We start from the raw sequence: 14,163 nt of genomic DNA, 5'->3' as shown, positions 1-14,163 counted from the left end.
TTTTACATTGTCACCTGTACGATCTTTTAATGACTTCAATCCCTTTTTCTACATACTCATCTTGAATCGATTCTGACTGTTCATTACTGCTCTGTACTGGAATGGTTGGTCGAACACCTACTCCATGAAATTGATCTTTGTTTGATTTTTCCACTTTCATACTGGTCCATGTAAAGACAAGATTCCCAGGTAATTTCGCTTTATAAATATCTCCACTACTACCGGCTGTCATATCACCAACAATTTCAGCTAGATTATTCTCTTCTACTACACTTAAATAAGATTCAGCTAGACCATGTGTTCCACTATATGCTAGAAACACCACTTTCCCCTTAAAAGAAGGCTCTTTCGGCTCAAACGTCCAATTTTGTGTAAACAATTGATCATATCCTGCAAGATTCTCCAAATCCGGGTAAATGATATGAGGTATTTTATACTGGGCACCTATCACCTGATCCTTTACCAAATGAGATAATATGACTTTAGTAGATGGATCAGGAGTTCCCCTCAAATCAAACATTACTCCTTTTGCCTGCAATAGTTCATTCATGAACGGCTCTAAATCTTTCATCTTAAGACCGTCTAGATTCACATAATATATCCCATTCTCCATTTCTTCTATCGCTATATTTCGGTTGAATTCATCTACTTCCACTTCTTCTGTCACATTCATTTCAACGTCAATTTCACTTTCTCCACGTTTTAATGTAAAATTGACTTTTTCTCCAACATATTCGGATATCAATGAATTTATTGCTTTATACATCCGATATTGATCAGAACCTGTCTCTAAATCCATGATAGCCATAAACTGATTGGATACAGGTTTTCCATTTTTCTTTAAGACAATATCCCCTACTCTAAATGGTGAATCTGGACTTGCAGCGATAATTTCTAGATTTCCATTTTTTATAGTAGCACGGAATGGTAACATTATTTTTTCATTCGAACCTAAAATTTTGATCGTTGCATTTCCATCATTTGTAGCAACCAACATCTTTTTAAACGCATCCAAATATTCCTGCTCAGTCGAAGCTTTAAGCGTTTCATTAAGTGCAGGAATTAAAACATCATCCCAAGGCTCCTTCATTTCACTCTTATATGGATAAAAATGCTTTATCATATTCCAAGCAATAATGATATTTCCAACTCTTACATCTACATCATCCAATGGAAGGTTTTTCTCAAAGAACTCCATTTCAGCATTGTCCAATACCATCTTTTCATCACGATAAATGGCTAAAGGCAGATGCATAGTAATGTTCTCGCTAATCTTCTTCACAATGATTTCTTCTTGTTTTGGCAACCCTTCAAAAAGAGGTCCCGCTACAGTCCCAGGTTTATAAGCAACTCTCTGACTAATATATGGTGAGTCTTGTTTTCCTAATCCCCTATGCTGCCATGCCACAAGTTCTACATTAGGATCGTCTTGTTGAATATCGATAAATGGATTTTTGGCTTCCTCATCCTTATACGTGAACTGTATAGTAGGAGCAATTTGGGAAAAACTCTTCTCTATGATCGCCATAAGCTGTTGCTCATCCGTAGCATTTTTAATTTCACTAACTCCTTCACTCGCAAATGTATTCCAATCTGTGAACACTACTTGGTCACTAGGGTGGAAATAACGTACATATCCGAAAACTTTAGCAAAGGTAGCGATATTTTGAACTTGCTGATCATAATTTTCTTCCTCTTTGCCTGTTGTTGTTACTACTTTATTACTAATTACATCGTTGGATGATAAGAACACAAAGAGCGGAACAGAAAGTACTATTGATATAGATAATATAATACCAACTTTCTTCCCTTTAAACTTTTTTACAGGTGAAAGTAACGTTAGTAATCTATCAATTTTACTAGTGACAGTCTTCCTTGAAATATATATCTTATCTTTATGAAAATATTGTCTTAATCCTTCACCAAGAAGAGTAAACGAAAGAATCGTAATAGCTATAAACATAGAGGTATAGAATGGAATCCACGTAGCCCCTCTAATATCTTGTAAAGAATTGGATAGTAACACTGGCCAGTTTAGAGAGGTATTAACTAGAACCCATAGCCCAGTATCATCCTGTACAAGATTTTGTGTTATAAAAACTGAAACAAAACCAAGCTGTGAAAGTAAAAATAAAGATCTACCTAAATCCGTTGTAAAATAGATAATCGTATTATGCTTCAGCTGAGGAAAATAGTAGCCCTTAAAGAGACTCCACCCCTTAGTACCAACTGAAATACCTGCCTGCATATAATCCATTTCACTAATTCGTTTGAACTCATTCTGATAAATTTGACCTAGTCTTCCTACCTCAACAATAACTAGAAAGGAGACAAACCAATAGGCCCTTCTCTCATGAGTCATTAATTCACTAAATGACATAAGGATCATGATTAAAAACAAAATCGGAAAATAGGAAAACAATATTTGAGATATTTTTAAAATAGACTTAAAGATTGACGAACCTTTTGCAGAAAAGAATCCTAAAGGAATCGAAATAATAAATCGAAGTAAAGACACGATTAAAACAATTAGTAATGTTTCTTTCGCTCCTAGTATAAGTAAACTTAATAAATCTCGTCCGTGTCTGTCAGTACCAAATAGATAATCTTCAGAAGGTGGAATAGGGGGTACCTTTGGTTTGTTATTTTCGTCCATAATATATAAAACAGTATTTAAGTCCTTATCTACAAAAGGAAGATATTGACCTAAAATAGTAAGTGAGATCACCATAATCAAAACTAGACTACTAAAAGATAGTAGTGGGTTTCTGAATAAGAAATAAAAAATATTGGATAAGTGGTAGACGATTGATACAACATATTTTTTATATCTTCCAGACTTTAGTGGTTTCATTGCCTTTGAGTTGTCAACATGATTTGGTAGAAGAAAATATGCAGCAAAATCACTTATTACCATCACAAGGTACATGATGAATATAAAGGGAAGGACAAAACCAACTATTAGCATTTGGTCCTGAGGTGGCTTTATAGCACTAAGAAGATGATGGCCTGCCCCCTTGTAGAAAGCTAACAATTCTATAATTGGTAGACTCGTTAAAATATAAAGCATGACCGTTTTTGATTGTACTAATACCGTGCCCCAAATATTCCATAATAGGTGGGTTCTAAGTATGTAGAACTCAGACTTACCTTTTGCCCTAGCCGTATATACGTATTTTTTAATAGACTCCGCTTCTAGCATCGAAAAAGATATTCTTGATATATAGATCATTGGGTATAAGCATAAACTGACGGTAGGTAAAATGAGATTGTACCAATACTCATGTCCAAATAAGTCTAATTTTGGAAAGCCCATTCTGATTAAGACCAGCAAGCTATATTGAATTAAAATAAATAAAAAGAAGTCAGGAATTGCACTAGCCACCATCGTAGTCGAATTGGTTATTTTCCCTGCTAACTTCTCTCTAAATCTAAAACTAAATAACCCTAACAGAACACCCACAATCATGCTAATTAAAAATGATGGAATGATTAACTTCAAACTTCTTATCATGTATCTATTCACTTCAGTCCAAACCGGGGCACCTGACTGAGCATTTCCTAAACTTTCACCAGTTATGACCTTCATAAATGTTTCTTTTACAGATTGTATGACCCCACCTATGTTGTACTGAAGGTTATATAAAACCGTATCATCTTTCGGAATTAAAATGATAAACATTACCGCAAAGGTTACAAATGAAATAATCATTAAATTTTTAAGTTGTTTTACTAGTAGCTGCAAACGAATCAGTCCCCTTTTATCTCAAAATCTATGGAGTTAGTAATCTTTTAGAATACTAGTCTAATTAAGGCCTTTACCGATATTATTTAACCTATTTGTAAAAATTTTACAATAATTGTAATAAATATGCAATAATTTCCATTTTTGATACTTAGTTCGTATCTAGACATGAATTTAAAGGGGAAGGATTATTTATATATCTCCCTCGCGAAAACCAAATAAATAAAAAAGGATTGAATTCATCCAATAGGGTTTGAATTCAATCCTTAGTGTTTGTTTCCCCTTACTTAGGTAATAAAACTTTATCGATTACATGAATCACACCATTTGAAGCCTCGATATCTGCTTTCACAACTTTTGCATCATTTACTTGAACAGGATCTAAAGAAATCTTTACTTCCTTGTCAGCTAACGTTTTTACCTTCATACCTTCTTTTAAATCGTTAGATAATACATTACCTGAGACAACATGGTATAGCAAAATTTCTTTTAAATCTTCTCTAGCTAATAGCTCATCTTGTGTTACATCTAAATCCTTTAGCAATTTTTCAAATGCTTCGTCTGTAGGAGCAAATACAGTAAATGGACCTTTTCCCTTTAAAGTGTCAATCAAATCAGCCTTCTCTAAGGCAGCAGCTAAAATAGTAAAGTCACCAGCTTCTACTGCAGTATCAATAATGTCACTTTTACTTTCTGTCTCTTCTGCTGCAAACACACCAGTTGAGAAAGAAATCAATATCATGAAAATCATCAATCCCACTACACTCATTTTCTTTTTCATTTAATTAAATCCTCCTTTTTTCTATAACTGTGTTAAACTTGTTGTTGATTTTCGTTACAGGACACTCGCTTTCCGCGGGGCGTGCGGTGAGCCTCCTCGGCATGCGCCTGCGGGGTCTCACCTGTCACGCTGCTCCCGCAGGAGTCTCGCGTCCTTCCACTACAATCAACTCTGCTAAAATCCAATACTCTACTTTAACAGAGTCTTTTTTTAGGACTACCCAACATTAAGTACACATTAAATCCACTGTTTTACTCCTTAGCTTGCCGCCACCCCCGTTATGTATAAATCTCAAAAGTAGTATTCGTTTATTTAACAATTTTATCCTTATGGAAAGTGTGATTAATTCTATTTTTTTATACATTGTTTTTACCAAGTAAGATTGATTCCTTTCGAGTTTACTTCTCTGTCTTAGATTCGTGGAAAACGAAGTACTGTGAACGAAACTCAAGCAACATTGTTTAATAATCCTATAAAAAACACCATCCACCTAATGGATGATGTAGGCCGAAATTACTTATTTTGATTTCTTTGTGCTCGTAATGCTACTTTTTCAAGTCCATTATCTCTTGCCTCAGCAAATTCTACATCTGCTTTTGGTAGAGCATTATCATGTTTCGGTTGATTTTTATTATTTTTAGTCATTGTCCCACCACCACGTCTTAAGTTTAGGTGCATTGAAGAAAACACCCTATAACTAGTTTGCATTTTTTCCAAATGGATATGCTCTTGTTTCGACTTAATGTAATACTCAAATCAATTCCAAATTCCTCCATCACTATGTTTTCATTTCATAAAACGAATTAAAAAATTTAATTGGCAGAAGATAGAGTCAATAACAATATCAATGAAAAGGAGTAATTAAAGTGAAAATTGATAAGTATTGTAAACTTCAAAGAATTCTCATTGTACTGTTAGTCCTTGTCTTCTGTATGAATAGTTCATTAATGACTCATGCCCAGACAACAAAAATTCCAACTGCCGGTATAGCAATTAATGGGAAAATGGTGGATGGAATACAACCGATAAAAATCGATGGAAAAATGTATTTACCTTTTGTAAGGCTTTCAAAAATTTTAGGTTACAATTCCATTCAATATAACCGTAATAATGCCACATTCCAAGCAACAGATGGATCTACAATGGTAAGAGCAACAGTAGGTGGTGCCATTGCTCGTAAAAGTAATGAGTATATTCATATTGATCCTTTACGCTGGTATCAAAACACTGCTTACATCTCTATTGCTGCTGGTAGCTCGTTATTTAATGTCTATATGACTTTTAATCCTAAAAATGGCTCAATACAGGTTCAAAAACCAGCACAGCAATATATTGTTCAAAGTGGTGATACTCTATATGAAATTGCTCGCGCACATCATACAACTGAATATCATTTGAAAACGGCAAATAACTTAAAGTCAAACATGATTATGATTGGACAAAGATTAAAGATTCCTGCTACAAGTAAAACAAAAGAAATAGAGCCAATCCGTGAAAAAGCTCCGGTTAAGATTACGAACAAGCAACCGAAAGTAAGCACAGTTAGAACAAATATCATTAATCAGGCAAAAAAATACTTAGGCGCAGGCTACAAATTTGGGGCAACTCTAGCAGAAGCACCTAGACTATTTGATTGTTCTTCTTATACTCAGCTTGTTTTTAAACAAAACGGTATTAGTATTCCAAGAACATCAAGAGATCAAGCAAGTACAGGTGCTTATGTACAGAAACTAGAACAGGGTGATTTGCTATTTTTCACAGATAGTCAATTATATTCTGATGGTAGAGTTGGGCATGTTGGAATATATATGGCAGATGGTAGCATGATTCACGCTTCTTCCTCAAAAGGTGTAATCATTACTAAAAACGTTCTAAATAACCCTTATTGGGGTAAAAATTATTTATTTGCAAAACGAGTAATTAAATAAGCTGACAAGAAGAGGCTGGGACATAAATATTTCAGTTAGTGGTAAAACCCGAACAATTAGGTGATATTTCGATGTAGCTTTCACCTGCTAGTTCGGGTCTTTTTTGTTACTTTTATTGATTTGTTAATAATTGCATTCTTTTTTTAAAACTAGTGGAATGGAGCGGAAGACGCTCGACTCCTGCGGGAGATAGAGGAAAGGCTGAGACCCCGCAGGCGTAGCCGAGGAGGCTCAGATTCCTCCCCGCGGAAAGCGAGCGGCTGCAGCGCAATGGAACAACCCTGTTTTCCAGCTTAACTAGTTAATAACATAAAAAAAAAACGAAAACAGTATTATATTTGATAGGTAGACTAATTTTGAGATTATTCGTCTTTGAGACTAGGGTATTAGGTTTTGTCCCAGCCTCTTTTGCTAGAAGATTTAATTCTTAGTTGGTGGTAAGAAGCCAGTTTGGCTAATATATATTTCTTCTTGTGACATGTAATTGCCTAATTCAGTCACTAATTTTTTATATACTTCAGGATGATACCAATCTGACAAGTTATTTTCTTTATAAATGTTTTCAATCCCTAGATTTGTCGTTCTTTTCCCCTTACTTCCGTCACCCATAAAATAATCATCAATGGTAACTCGGTTAACTGTGGAGGCAAGAATTTCAGCAAACCTCTCTGAATATGGAAGGACTGGTGCAACAGCCACCTGACATGGTACTCCTTCATTGACAAATTTCTTTAATACATTTAGCCTAGCTGGAATGGGGGGAGCGGTTGGAGAAAAAATTCTTCTAATTTCATCTAAATCTGTCTCAATCGTCATACTTAGTAAGATACGATTCCCTAATTTTTTTATAAGATCAAGATCCCGCTTTACCAAGGGACTCCGTGTTTGAATAAACAAAAAATCTGGCGGTTCTTCTTCCATCGCCTCTAATAGAGAACGTGTGATTTCGGCATCACTTTCTGTTGGTTGGTATGGGTCCGTGCTAGAGGACATAAAAATTGAAATGGAGTCATACTTTTTCCTTGCCTTCTTCATTTCCTTCTTATACTGTTCTTGGGCATTTCGCTTTATATCAACCCATAATCCCCACTCTTCTTTTCGAAACAAATTAACGGGCATTTTTCTTACATAACAATAGCTGCAGCCGAAGCTACAGCCAATATAAGGATTGAGAGAGAACGTATAGCCATCTAGATATCCACTTGCTGGAGTGAGTAATTGCTTGGTGTTTTTATCAGTTATGTTTATCACTCTGACTCTCTCCTTTATCACGTTATGTAAGTAATGTGCTTAACTCTACTACACTGTTTACTATATGAGTAGGTCGTTCATTCTTAAGTTCATCCATGTGACCATATCCATATGTTACTCCAATTGAATCAATTCCAATCGTATTCGCACCAATTAGATCATGCTTACGGTCCCCAATCATCACAAAATCAGCTTTCTCAAAATGGGGAAATTGTTCAAGTATGTATTGAATGATTTCTGCTTTTGAACTTCTAGTCCCATCCAGATGACTACCAATATTTAGATCAAAGAAATGATCGATTTGAAAAAATTTTAAAATTTCTTCAGAAAAGACAGTTGGCTTAGATGTAGCCACTACTAATTGGTAGCCTTGGTTTTTCAATGTTTCTAATAGTGAGGGAATACCATTATACAACGTATTCTCGTATAAACCCTCAATCTTAAAGCGCTCTCGGTAATAAGAGATCGCACTTGAAATTTCCTCTTCATTCATCGAATAAAATTCTTTAAAAGAAACTTGAAGGGGAGGTCCAATAAAGCATTCTAAATTAGCCAAGTTGTCTTCCTCAATCCCCATTTCAGCTAAAGCATATTGTACGGATTTCGTAATCCCTTCTTTAGGATCAGTTAACGTACCATCTAAATCGAATAATAGAACTTTATACTTTTTCATCTTAACTGACTCCCTTAAAGTAAAAGTATTTGCTTTTCTTTGTTTAGGCAGGTTAACTTAAATCAATTCTAAATCAGAAACTGTTCTTTCATTAACTTCTGTTCCTGTGTTTAGCGTAGACTTGGGTTCGAATAAGAGGACTTGTACCTCTTCTTTAGCAACTGGTAAATGCTCTACCCCTTTTGGCACAATAATAAATTCACCTTCATTAATCGTTACATCCCGGTCTCTGAACTTTAGAAGTAATTCTCCTTTGATGACCAAAAACATTTCATCTTCATGTTCATGATGATGCCATACAAACTCTCCCTTGAGTTTAGCAAATTTAACATGGAGATCATTAATTTCTCCAGCTATTTTAGGACTCCAATGCTCGTTAAATAGAGAAAATTTATCTTTAATATTTACCTTTTCCATTTCTAACACCCTTTCAAAAATCTCTAAGAATGGAAAAGAGGCTCTAATGGCCTCTTTTCATTACTTCGCTACTTCTTCTATAATCGCTACAACTAATTCAGCCGTTTTTACTAGCTCTTCAATTGGCATTCTTTCATTGGTTGTATGGATTTCTTCATAACCAACTGAAAGATTAACTGTTGGAATTCCATGTCCCGCAATAACATTGGCATCACTTCCACCGCCACTTTTTTGCAATTCAGAGGTACGACCAATAGAAGCTGCAGCTCGACGTGCCACTTCAACAACATGGTCACCTTCGCCATACTTAAAGCCAGGGTACATTACGGTTATATCAACCTCTGCACGTCCTCCCATTTCCTCTGCTGCTGATTCAAAAGCTTCTTTCATTTTTTGAACCTGTGCTTCCATCTTTTCACCTACTAAAGAACGAGCCTCAGCAAGAATATCTACACGGTCACAAACGATATTCGTTTGCTGTCCACCTTCGAATCTGCCAATATTCGCAGTCGTTTCTTCATCAATACGCCCAAGAGGCATTCTAGCGATTGCTTTTGATGCGATTGTAATCGCAGAAACTCCTTTTTCAGGTGCTACTCCGGCATGAGCTGTTTTACCAAGGATGGTTGCCTTAACTTTGGCTTGAGTTGGAGCCGCTACGATGATATTCCCTACTTTTCCATCGCTATCTAAAGCATAACCATACTTAGCAATCAACTTTTCTGGATCTAACGCCTTTGCCCCTACAAGTCCTGATTCTTCCCCAACTGTAATAATGAATTGAATGGTTCCATGAGAAATATTATTTTCTTTAAGCACTCGAACTGCTTCTAGCATCGCTGCTAAGCCAGCTTTATCATCCGCTCCTAAAATAGTTGTTCCATCTGTAACCACATACCCATCCTGTACCGATGGTTTAATTCCTTTACCAGGAACAACGGTATCCATATGGGAAGTAAAGTAGATAGAGTCCACTCCGTCTTTCGTACCTTGAAGGGTACAAATTAAGTTACCCGCTCCATGTCCCGTTACTTCTGTCGTCTCATCATCGAATACCTCTACACCAAGTGCACTGAACTTTTCTTTTAATACTTTTGAAATCTCAGCCTCATACTTGGTTTCTGAATCTACTTGAACTAGCTCTAAAAATTCGTTTAACAAACGCTCTTGATTAACCATTGCTGTTTCCTCCTATTGTTACAACGGGATATTTCCGTGTTTTTTTCTTGGTCTCTCTTCTTTTTTATTTCGAAGCATTTCTAGTGCTTGAATTAGTTTAATTCTAGTTTCTCTTGGATCAATGACATCATCCACCATACCCATTTTAGCGGCAACATATGGATTTGCAAATTTTTCACGATATTCTTCAATCTTATCAGCTCTCGTTTGGTCCGGGTTCTCACTTTCAGCAATTTCTCTTGCAAAGATTATATTTGCTGCTCCTTGTGGTCCCATCACCGCGATTTCAGCATTTGGCCAAGCATAAACAAGATCGGCTCCAATTGCTTTACTATTTAAAGCAACATAGGCTCCTCCATAGGCCTTCCGTAAAATAACGGTTAATTTCGGAACAGTAGCCTCTGAATACGCATAGAGAATCTTTGCACCATGACGAATAATTCCACCATGCTCCTGTTTAATACCCGGAAAGAAACCGGTGACATCCTCAAAGGTGATAATGGGAATATTAAAGGAATCACAGAAACGAATAAAGCGCGCTGCCTTATCCGATGAATCAATATCTAATCCTCCTGCCATTACCTTCGGCTGATTACATACTAATCCTACTACTTCTCCTTTAATTCTTGCAAAACCAATGACAATATTTTTCGCAAAATCCTTTTGTACTTCCGTGAATGAACCTTCGTCCATTACCTGCTCAATTACTTTTCGCACATCATAAGGTCTAACAGCATCAAATGGAATGACTTCAGTTAAATCAGGACGATAGTCTTCCTCTTCACTTACGTTAAGAATTGGCGCCTTTTCTTCATTATTTTGTGGTAAGTAGCTTAACACATGACGAACCTGCTCCAATACCTCCTGCTCAGTAGAACCAGAAAAATGTGCATTTCCACTAATGGAATTATGTACGGTAGCACCACCAAGGTCTTCGGAGGATATCTTTTCTCCAGTAACCGTTTCAATAACCTTTGGTCCAGTAATAAACATTTGACTTGTTTTCTCCACCATAAATACAAAATCGGTAATAGCAGGAGAATAAACAGCTCCACCCGCACAAGGACCCATGATCACTGATAGCTGAGGTACCACACCTGAGTAAATAGAATTTCGATAGAAGATATGACCATATCCATCCAATGATACCACACCTTCTTGGATCCGGGCTCCTCCCGAGTCATTCAAGCCAACAATCGGTGCACCGTTTTTTGCAGCAAGATCCATAATGGTAGAAATCTTTTTCGCATGCATTTCACCTAATGCTCCACCAAATACGGTAAAATCCTGTGAAAATAAGTAAATAGGACGACCATTTACCTTACCGTACCCTGTTACAACTCCATCACCTGGTCCCTGCTTGTTTGCTAATCCAAAGTCCTGTGAACGATGCTCAATAAAAGGATTTAATTCAACAAAACTACCCGGGTCAACTAATAAATCAATTCTTTCCCGAGCGGTAAGCTTACCTTTCTCATGCTGCTTATCGATGCGGTCGTCACCACCACCTAATTCCACCTCACGTCTTTTGTCATATAGCTCATCTATTTTTTGATAAATATCCAAGTCTATTCCCTCCTAATTCTTTTCACAAAGCTCTAGTAAAACATTGCCTGTTGATTTTGGGTGCATAAAGGCAATTTGAGCTCCTCCCGCACCAGGTTTGGATTCATTATGGATCATTTTAATTCCATTTTGCTTCATATGTTCAATTCGTTCTTCAATAGAAGTGACACCCAGAGCAACATGGTGAATACCTTCTCCTCTTTTCTCTAGAAATAACGAAATTGGACTAGTCTCTGACATTGGCTCTAAAAGCTCTAGCTTCGTTTCTCCAGCCTTGATAAAAGCTACTCTGACTTGTTCTGATTCTACCATTTCTATTCCGATAAGCTCTAGCTGTAGAATATCTATATAGAGTTTCAACGAATCCTCTATGGATTTAACAGCAATTCCAATGTGGTCAATTTTTTTTATCATCATCACAACCCCCTCATACATTAAAAGAAAACGCATACACTTATAGTATAATAGATAGAGGTATCCATCTATGTATTTCTCTACATTCGTTCTTATTCCTGCCACTATTTATGACTTGTCCTGTTTTAGGTGTCGGGTTAAAATAAAAAGTAATGGAACCTTATAAGGGGGAAAATAAGAATGTCACGTAAAACTCAAAGAATTGTTGTTTATTTAATGATTGCCTCAATGTTATTGACTACTCTATTTACTGGAGCTGCTATGTTCTTTTAATTCTTTTTAAAAAGGCTGTTCTCGAAAAGGTAATTCTCAAAAATTAGTCCGTTGATTTTTACAAAACTATCAAAAGCAGTCTTTAAAGCAGTGAGAAAAAGAGAACGACTAATGGTCGTTCTCTTTAGTCTATATATGGGGTGATGATTGAAATGGTTTTAATTTTGTCAATTTTGGGTATTCTCATATTACTTGCAGGATTATTTGGAACAATTGCTCTTGCAGGTAAAGGTGATAAAGAATACATGAAATCTACTAAAGGCAATGTAACGAGACTTACGTTAATTTATTTACTATTAGGGATCATTGTCGTAGTTGGTTTTTCTATTTATGTATACTTTAGGTAATCTCTGATTTTAATTTTATCATTTTTGGCTAGAATGATACTAGAAATGGAGTGTGAGCAATAATGAGACGGCTACTTCTTCTTTTATCATTTTGTCTATTGGTTTATACATTTTGGGGAGTATGGCAAAAACAACCTGAAGCCCTTCAGCAAGCTGAAATTATGAATATAATTGAAGAACCTCTTGATACACTTAAGGAAAATGAGCAAATCAAGAAATCTATTACAAATTTATTGGTTACTTTTGATGAAATGGCTAAGCATTTATCAATCACCTTTCTAGATCAACAGCAAACTAACCCTGATGTGGAAGTAGTTGAAAAGCCAGTTTTGGCTACCCCAAGCGAGCAGATTTTTTCTATCCACAATGTTGAACTATATGATACAAAAGAAAAGGTCGAGTCCATTTTAGGTGCTCCTCAGAGGTCAAGTTTAAATGAATACGGAATTGAGTGGACTACCTACCATCAAGCTTATCAAAATTTCATCATGGTAGGATATGATAACCAAAATCGTGTCGCGGCCATTTATACTAATCAAGACCTTATCTCTTCCGCAACAGGAATCAAATTCGGAAGCACTAGACAATTGGTTAACGAGCAATTAGGTGATCCTCTAACTAGTATCAATAAAGGAATGGTATTTTATCAATTTGATAAAGAAAGAGAATTTGAAATGTTTCTCAAGGATGATACTTATATTACTGTTTTCTATGACGAGCATCAAAATAACACCATCACTGCGCTTCAGATCATTAGCAAATCTCTTGAAGAACAGCGTCAGGATTATTATACAAATGCAAGTGATTCCCTTAAAGAAGGGTTTGAATATCAGCTTTTTGATTTATCAAACGCTACAAGAGTAAAGTTTGGCTTATCTGTCCTTACATGGGATGATTATGTGAAAGAAACCGCCCGAAAGCATAGTAAAGATATGGCCGTTAACAACTATTTTAGTCACGAGAATTTAGAGGGGCAATCACCGTTTGATCGAATGCTTGAGGATGAAATTCAGTTTACAATGGCTGGTGAAAATCTAGCATATGGACAGTACAGTAGTATTTTTGCCCATGAAGGATTAATGAATTCATTAGGGCATCGTGAAAATATTTTGCAAAAGGACTTTGAATATTTAGGTGTTGGTGTAGCTTTCAATGAAAAATCACAGCCTTATTACACCCAAAAATTCTTTAGTCAATAAGAAGAGGCTGGGACATAAGTATTTCAGTTAGTGAAAAACCCGAACAATTAGGTGATATTTTGATGTATCTTTCACCTGCTAATTCGGGTCTTTTTATTTTTCTTTTATTGATTTGTTTAAAATTGCATTCTATTTTTTAAAACTTGTGGAATGGAGCGGAAGACGTTCGACTCCTGCGGGAGATAGAGGAAAGGCTGAGACCCCGCAGGCGTAGCCGAGGAGGCTCAGATTCCTCCCCGCGGAAAGCGAGCGGCTGCAGCGCAATGGAACAACCCTGTTTTTCCAGCTTAACTAGTTAATAAGCATAAAAAAACGAAAACAGTATTATGATAGGTAAACTAATTTTGAGATTATTCGTCTTTGAGATTGAGGTATTAGGTTATGTCCCAG

General features: G+C 36.1%; 13 protein-coding genes. 4 read left to right on the top strand and 9 right to left on the bottom strand.

Going from position 1 to position 14,163, the window contains the following annotated elements; translation table 11 throughout:
- Positions 1–10 precede the first annotated feature (10 nt).
- From M1D60_RS06680 to M1D60_RS06670, 3 genes are all read right to left on the bottom strand, one after another.
- The gene (locus M1D60_RS06680; RefSeq protein WP_456278388.1) at positions 11–3,745 is read right to left on the bottom strand and encodes an ABC transporter permease subunit; all 3,735 of its coding nucleotides are present in this window, start codon (positions 3,743–3,745) and stop codon (positions 11–13) included.
- A 283-nt stretch (positions 3,746–4,028) separates the two neighbouring features.
- Positions 4,029–4,526: a fasciclin domain-containing protein gene (locus M1D60_RS06675; protein ID WP_456278387.1), complete on the bottom strand. Its 498-nt coding sequence runs from the start codon at positions 4,524–4,526 to the stop codon at positions 4,029–4,031.
- 513 nt (positions 4,527–5,039) lie between these two features.
- The gene (locus tag M1D60_RS06670) at positions 5,040–5,204 is read right to left on the bottom strand and encodes a hypothetical protein (RefSeq protein ID WP_456278386.1); all 165 of its coding nucleotides are present in this window, start codon (positions 5,202–5,204) and stop codon (positions 5,040–5,042) included.
- Positions 5,205–5,392: 188 nt separating this feature from the next.
- On the opposite strand from M1D60_RS06670, the gene M1D60_RS06665 reads away from it, so the two are divergent.
- Positions 5,393–6,454, top strand: a complete 1,062-nt coding sequence (locus tag M1D60_RS06665; RefSeq protein WP_456278385.1) for a C40 family peptidase — start codon at positions 5,393–5,395, stop codon at positions 6,452–6,454.
- Between the two features lie 420 nt (positions 6,455–6,874).
- On the opposite strand, the gene M1D60_RS06660 is transcribed toward M1D60_RS06665, so the two are convergent.
- From M1D60_RS06660 to mce, 6 genes are read right to left on the bottom strand one after another with little or no spacing between them, the layout of a single operon-like run.
- The gene (locus M1D60_RS06660; RefSeq protein WP_456279371.1) at positions 6,875–7,702 is read right to left on the bottom strand and encodes a radical SAM protein; all 828 of its coding nucleotides are present in this window, start codon (positions 7,700–7,702) and stop codon (positions 6,875–6,877) included.
- A 25-nt stretch (positions 7,703–7,727) separates the two neighbouring features.
- A complete protein-coding gene (locus tag M1D60_RS06655; RefSeq protein ID WP_456278384.1) occupies positions 7,728–8,378 on the bottom strand; it encodes an HAD family hydrolase in 651 nt (216 codons plus the stop codon).
- A gap of 57 nt (positions 8,379–8,435) precedes the next feature.
- On the bottom strand, positions 8,436–8,795 hold the full coding sequence (locus tag M1D60_RS06650) for a cupin domain-containing protein (RefSeq protein WP_456278383.1): 360 nt from the start codon (positions 8,793–8,795) through the stop codon (positions 8,436–8,438).
- Positions 8,796–8,855: 60 nt separating this feature from the next.
- A complete protein-coding gene (locus M1D60_RS06645; RefSeq protein WP_456278382.1) occupies positions 8,856–9,974 on the bottom strand; it encodes a tripeptidase T in 1,119 nt (372 codons plus the stop codon).
- A gap of 18 nt (positions 9,975–9,992) precedes the next feature.
- The gene (locus M1D60_RS06640; RefSeq protein ID WP_456278381.1) at positions 9,993–11,540 is read right to left on the bottom strand and encodes an acyl-CoA carboxylase subunit beta; all 1,548 of its coding nucleotides are present in this window, start codon (positions 11,538–11,540) and stop codon (positions 9,993–9,995) included.
- A gap of 12 nt (positions 11,541–11,552) precedes the next feature.
- Positions 11,553–11,954, bottom strand: a complete 402-nt coding sequence (gene mce, locus M1D60_RS06635; protein ID WP_456279370.1) for a methylmalonyl-CoA epimerase — start codon at positions 11,952–11,954, stop codon at positions 11,553–11,555.
- A 180-nt stretch (positions 11,955–12,134) separates the two neighbouring features.
- Here mce and prli42 point away from each other — a divergent pair, with 180 nt between their 5' ends.
- The 3 genes from prli42 (at position 12,135) to M1D60_RS06620 (ending at position 13,773) form a co-directional block, all read left to right on the top strand.
- On the top strand, positions 12,135–12,227 hold the full coding sequence (gene prli42, locus M1D60_RS06630; RefSeq protein WP_456278380.1) for a stressosome-associated protein Prli42: 93 nt from the start codon (positions 12,135–12,137) through the stop codon (positions 12,225–12,227).
- A gap of 152 nt (positions 12,228–12,379) precedes the next feature.
- The gene (locus tag M1D60_RS06625) at positions 12,380–12,574 is read left to right on the top strand and encodes a hypothetical protein (protein WP_456278379.1); all 195 of its coding nucleotides are present in this window, start codon (positions 12,380–12,382) and stop codon (positions 12,572–12,574) included.
- 62 nt (positions 12,575–12,636) lie between these two features.
- A complete protein-coding gene (locus M1D60_RS06620; protein WP_456278378.1) occupies positions 12,637–13,773 on the top strand; it encodes a CAP domain-containing protein in 1,137 nt (378 codons plus the stop codon).
- Positions 13,774–14,163: the final 390 nt, after the last annotated feature.

The sequence above is a fragment of the Bacillus sp. AK128 genome (genome assembly GCF_053903075.1).
This window is presented reverse-complemented; position numbering and strand designations above follow the sequence as displayed.

Coding starts and splice junctions, on each gene's coding strand:
- prli42 (WP_456278380.1), top strand. CDS start 12,135: ATGTCACGTAAAACTCAAAGAATTGTTGTTTATTTAATGATTGCCTCA.
- M1D60_RS06625 (WP_456278379.1), top strand. CDS start 12,380: ATGGTTTTAATTTTGTCAATTTTGGGTATTCTCATATTACTTGCAGGA.
- M1D60_RS06620 (WP_456278378.1), top strand. CDS start 12,637: ATGAGACGGCTACTTCTTCTTTTATCATTTTGTCTATTGGTTTATACA.
- M1D60_RS06670 (WP_456278386.1), bottom strand. CDS start 5,204: ATGCACCTAAACTTAAGACGTGGTGGTGGGACAATGACTAAAAATAAT.
- M1D60_RS06655 (WP_456278384.1), bottom strand. CDS start 8,378: ATGAAAAAGTATAAAGTTCTATTATTCGATTTAGATGGTACGTTAACT.
- M1D60_RS06675 (WP_456278387.1), bottom strand. CDS start 4,526: ATGAAAAAGAAAATGAGTGTAGTGGGATTGATGATTTTCATGATATTG.
- M1D60_RS06650 (WP_456278383.1), bottom strand. CDS start 8,795: ATGGAAAAGGTAAATATTAAAGATAAATTTTCTCTATTTAACGAGCAT.
- mce (WP_456279370.1), bottom strand. CDS start 11,954: ATGATAAAAAAAATTGACCACATTGGAATTGCTGTTAAATCCATAGAG.
- M1D60_RS06645 (WP_456278382.1), bottom strand. CDS start 9,974: ATGGTTAATCAAGAGCGTTTGTTAAACGAATTTTTAGAGCTAGTTCAA.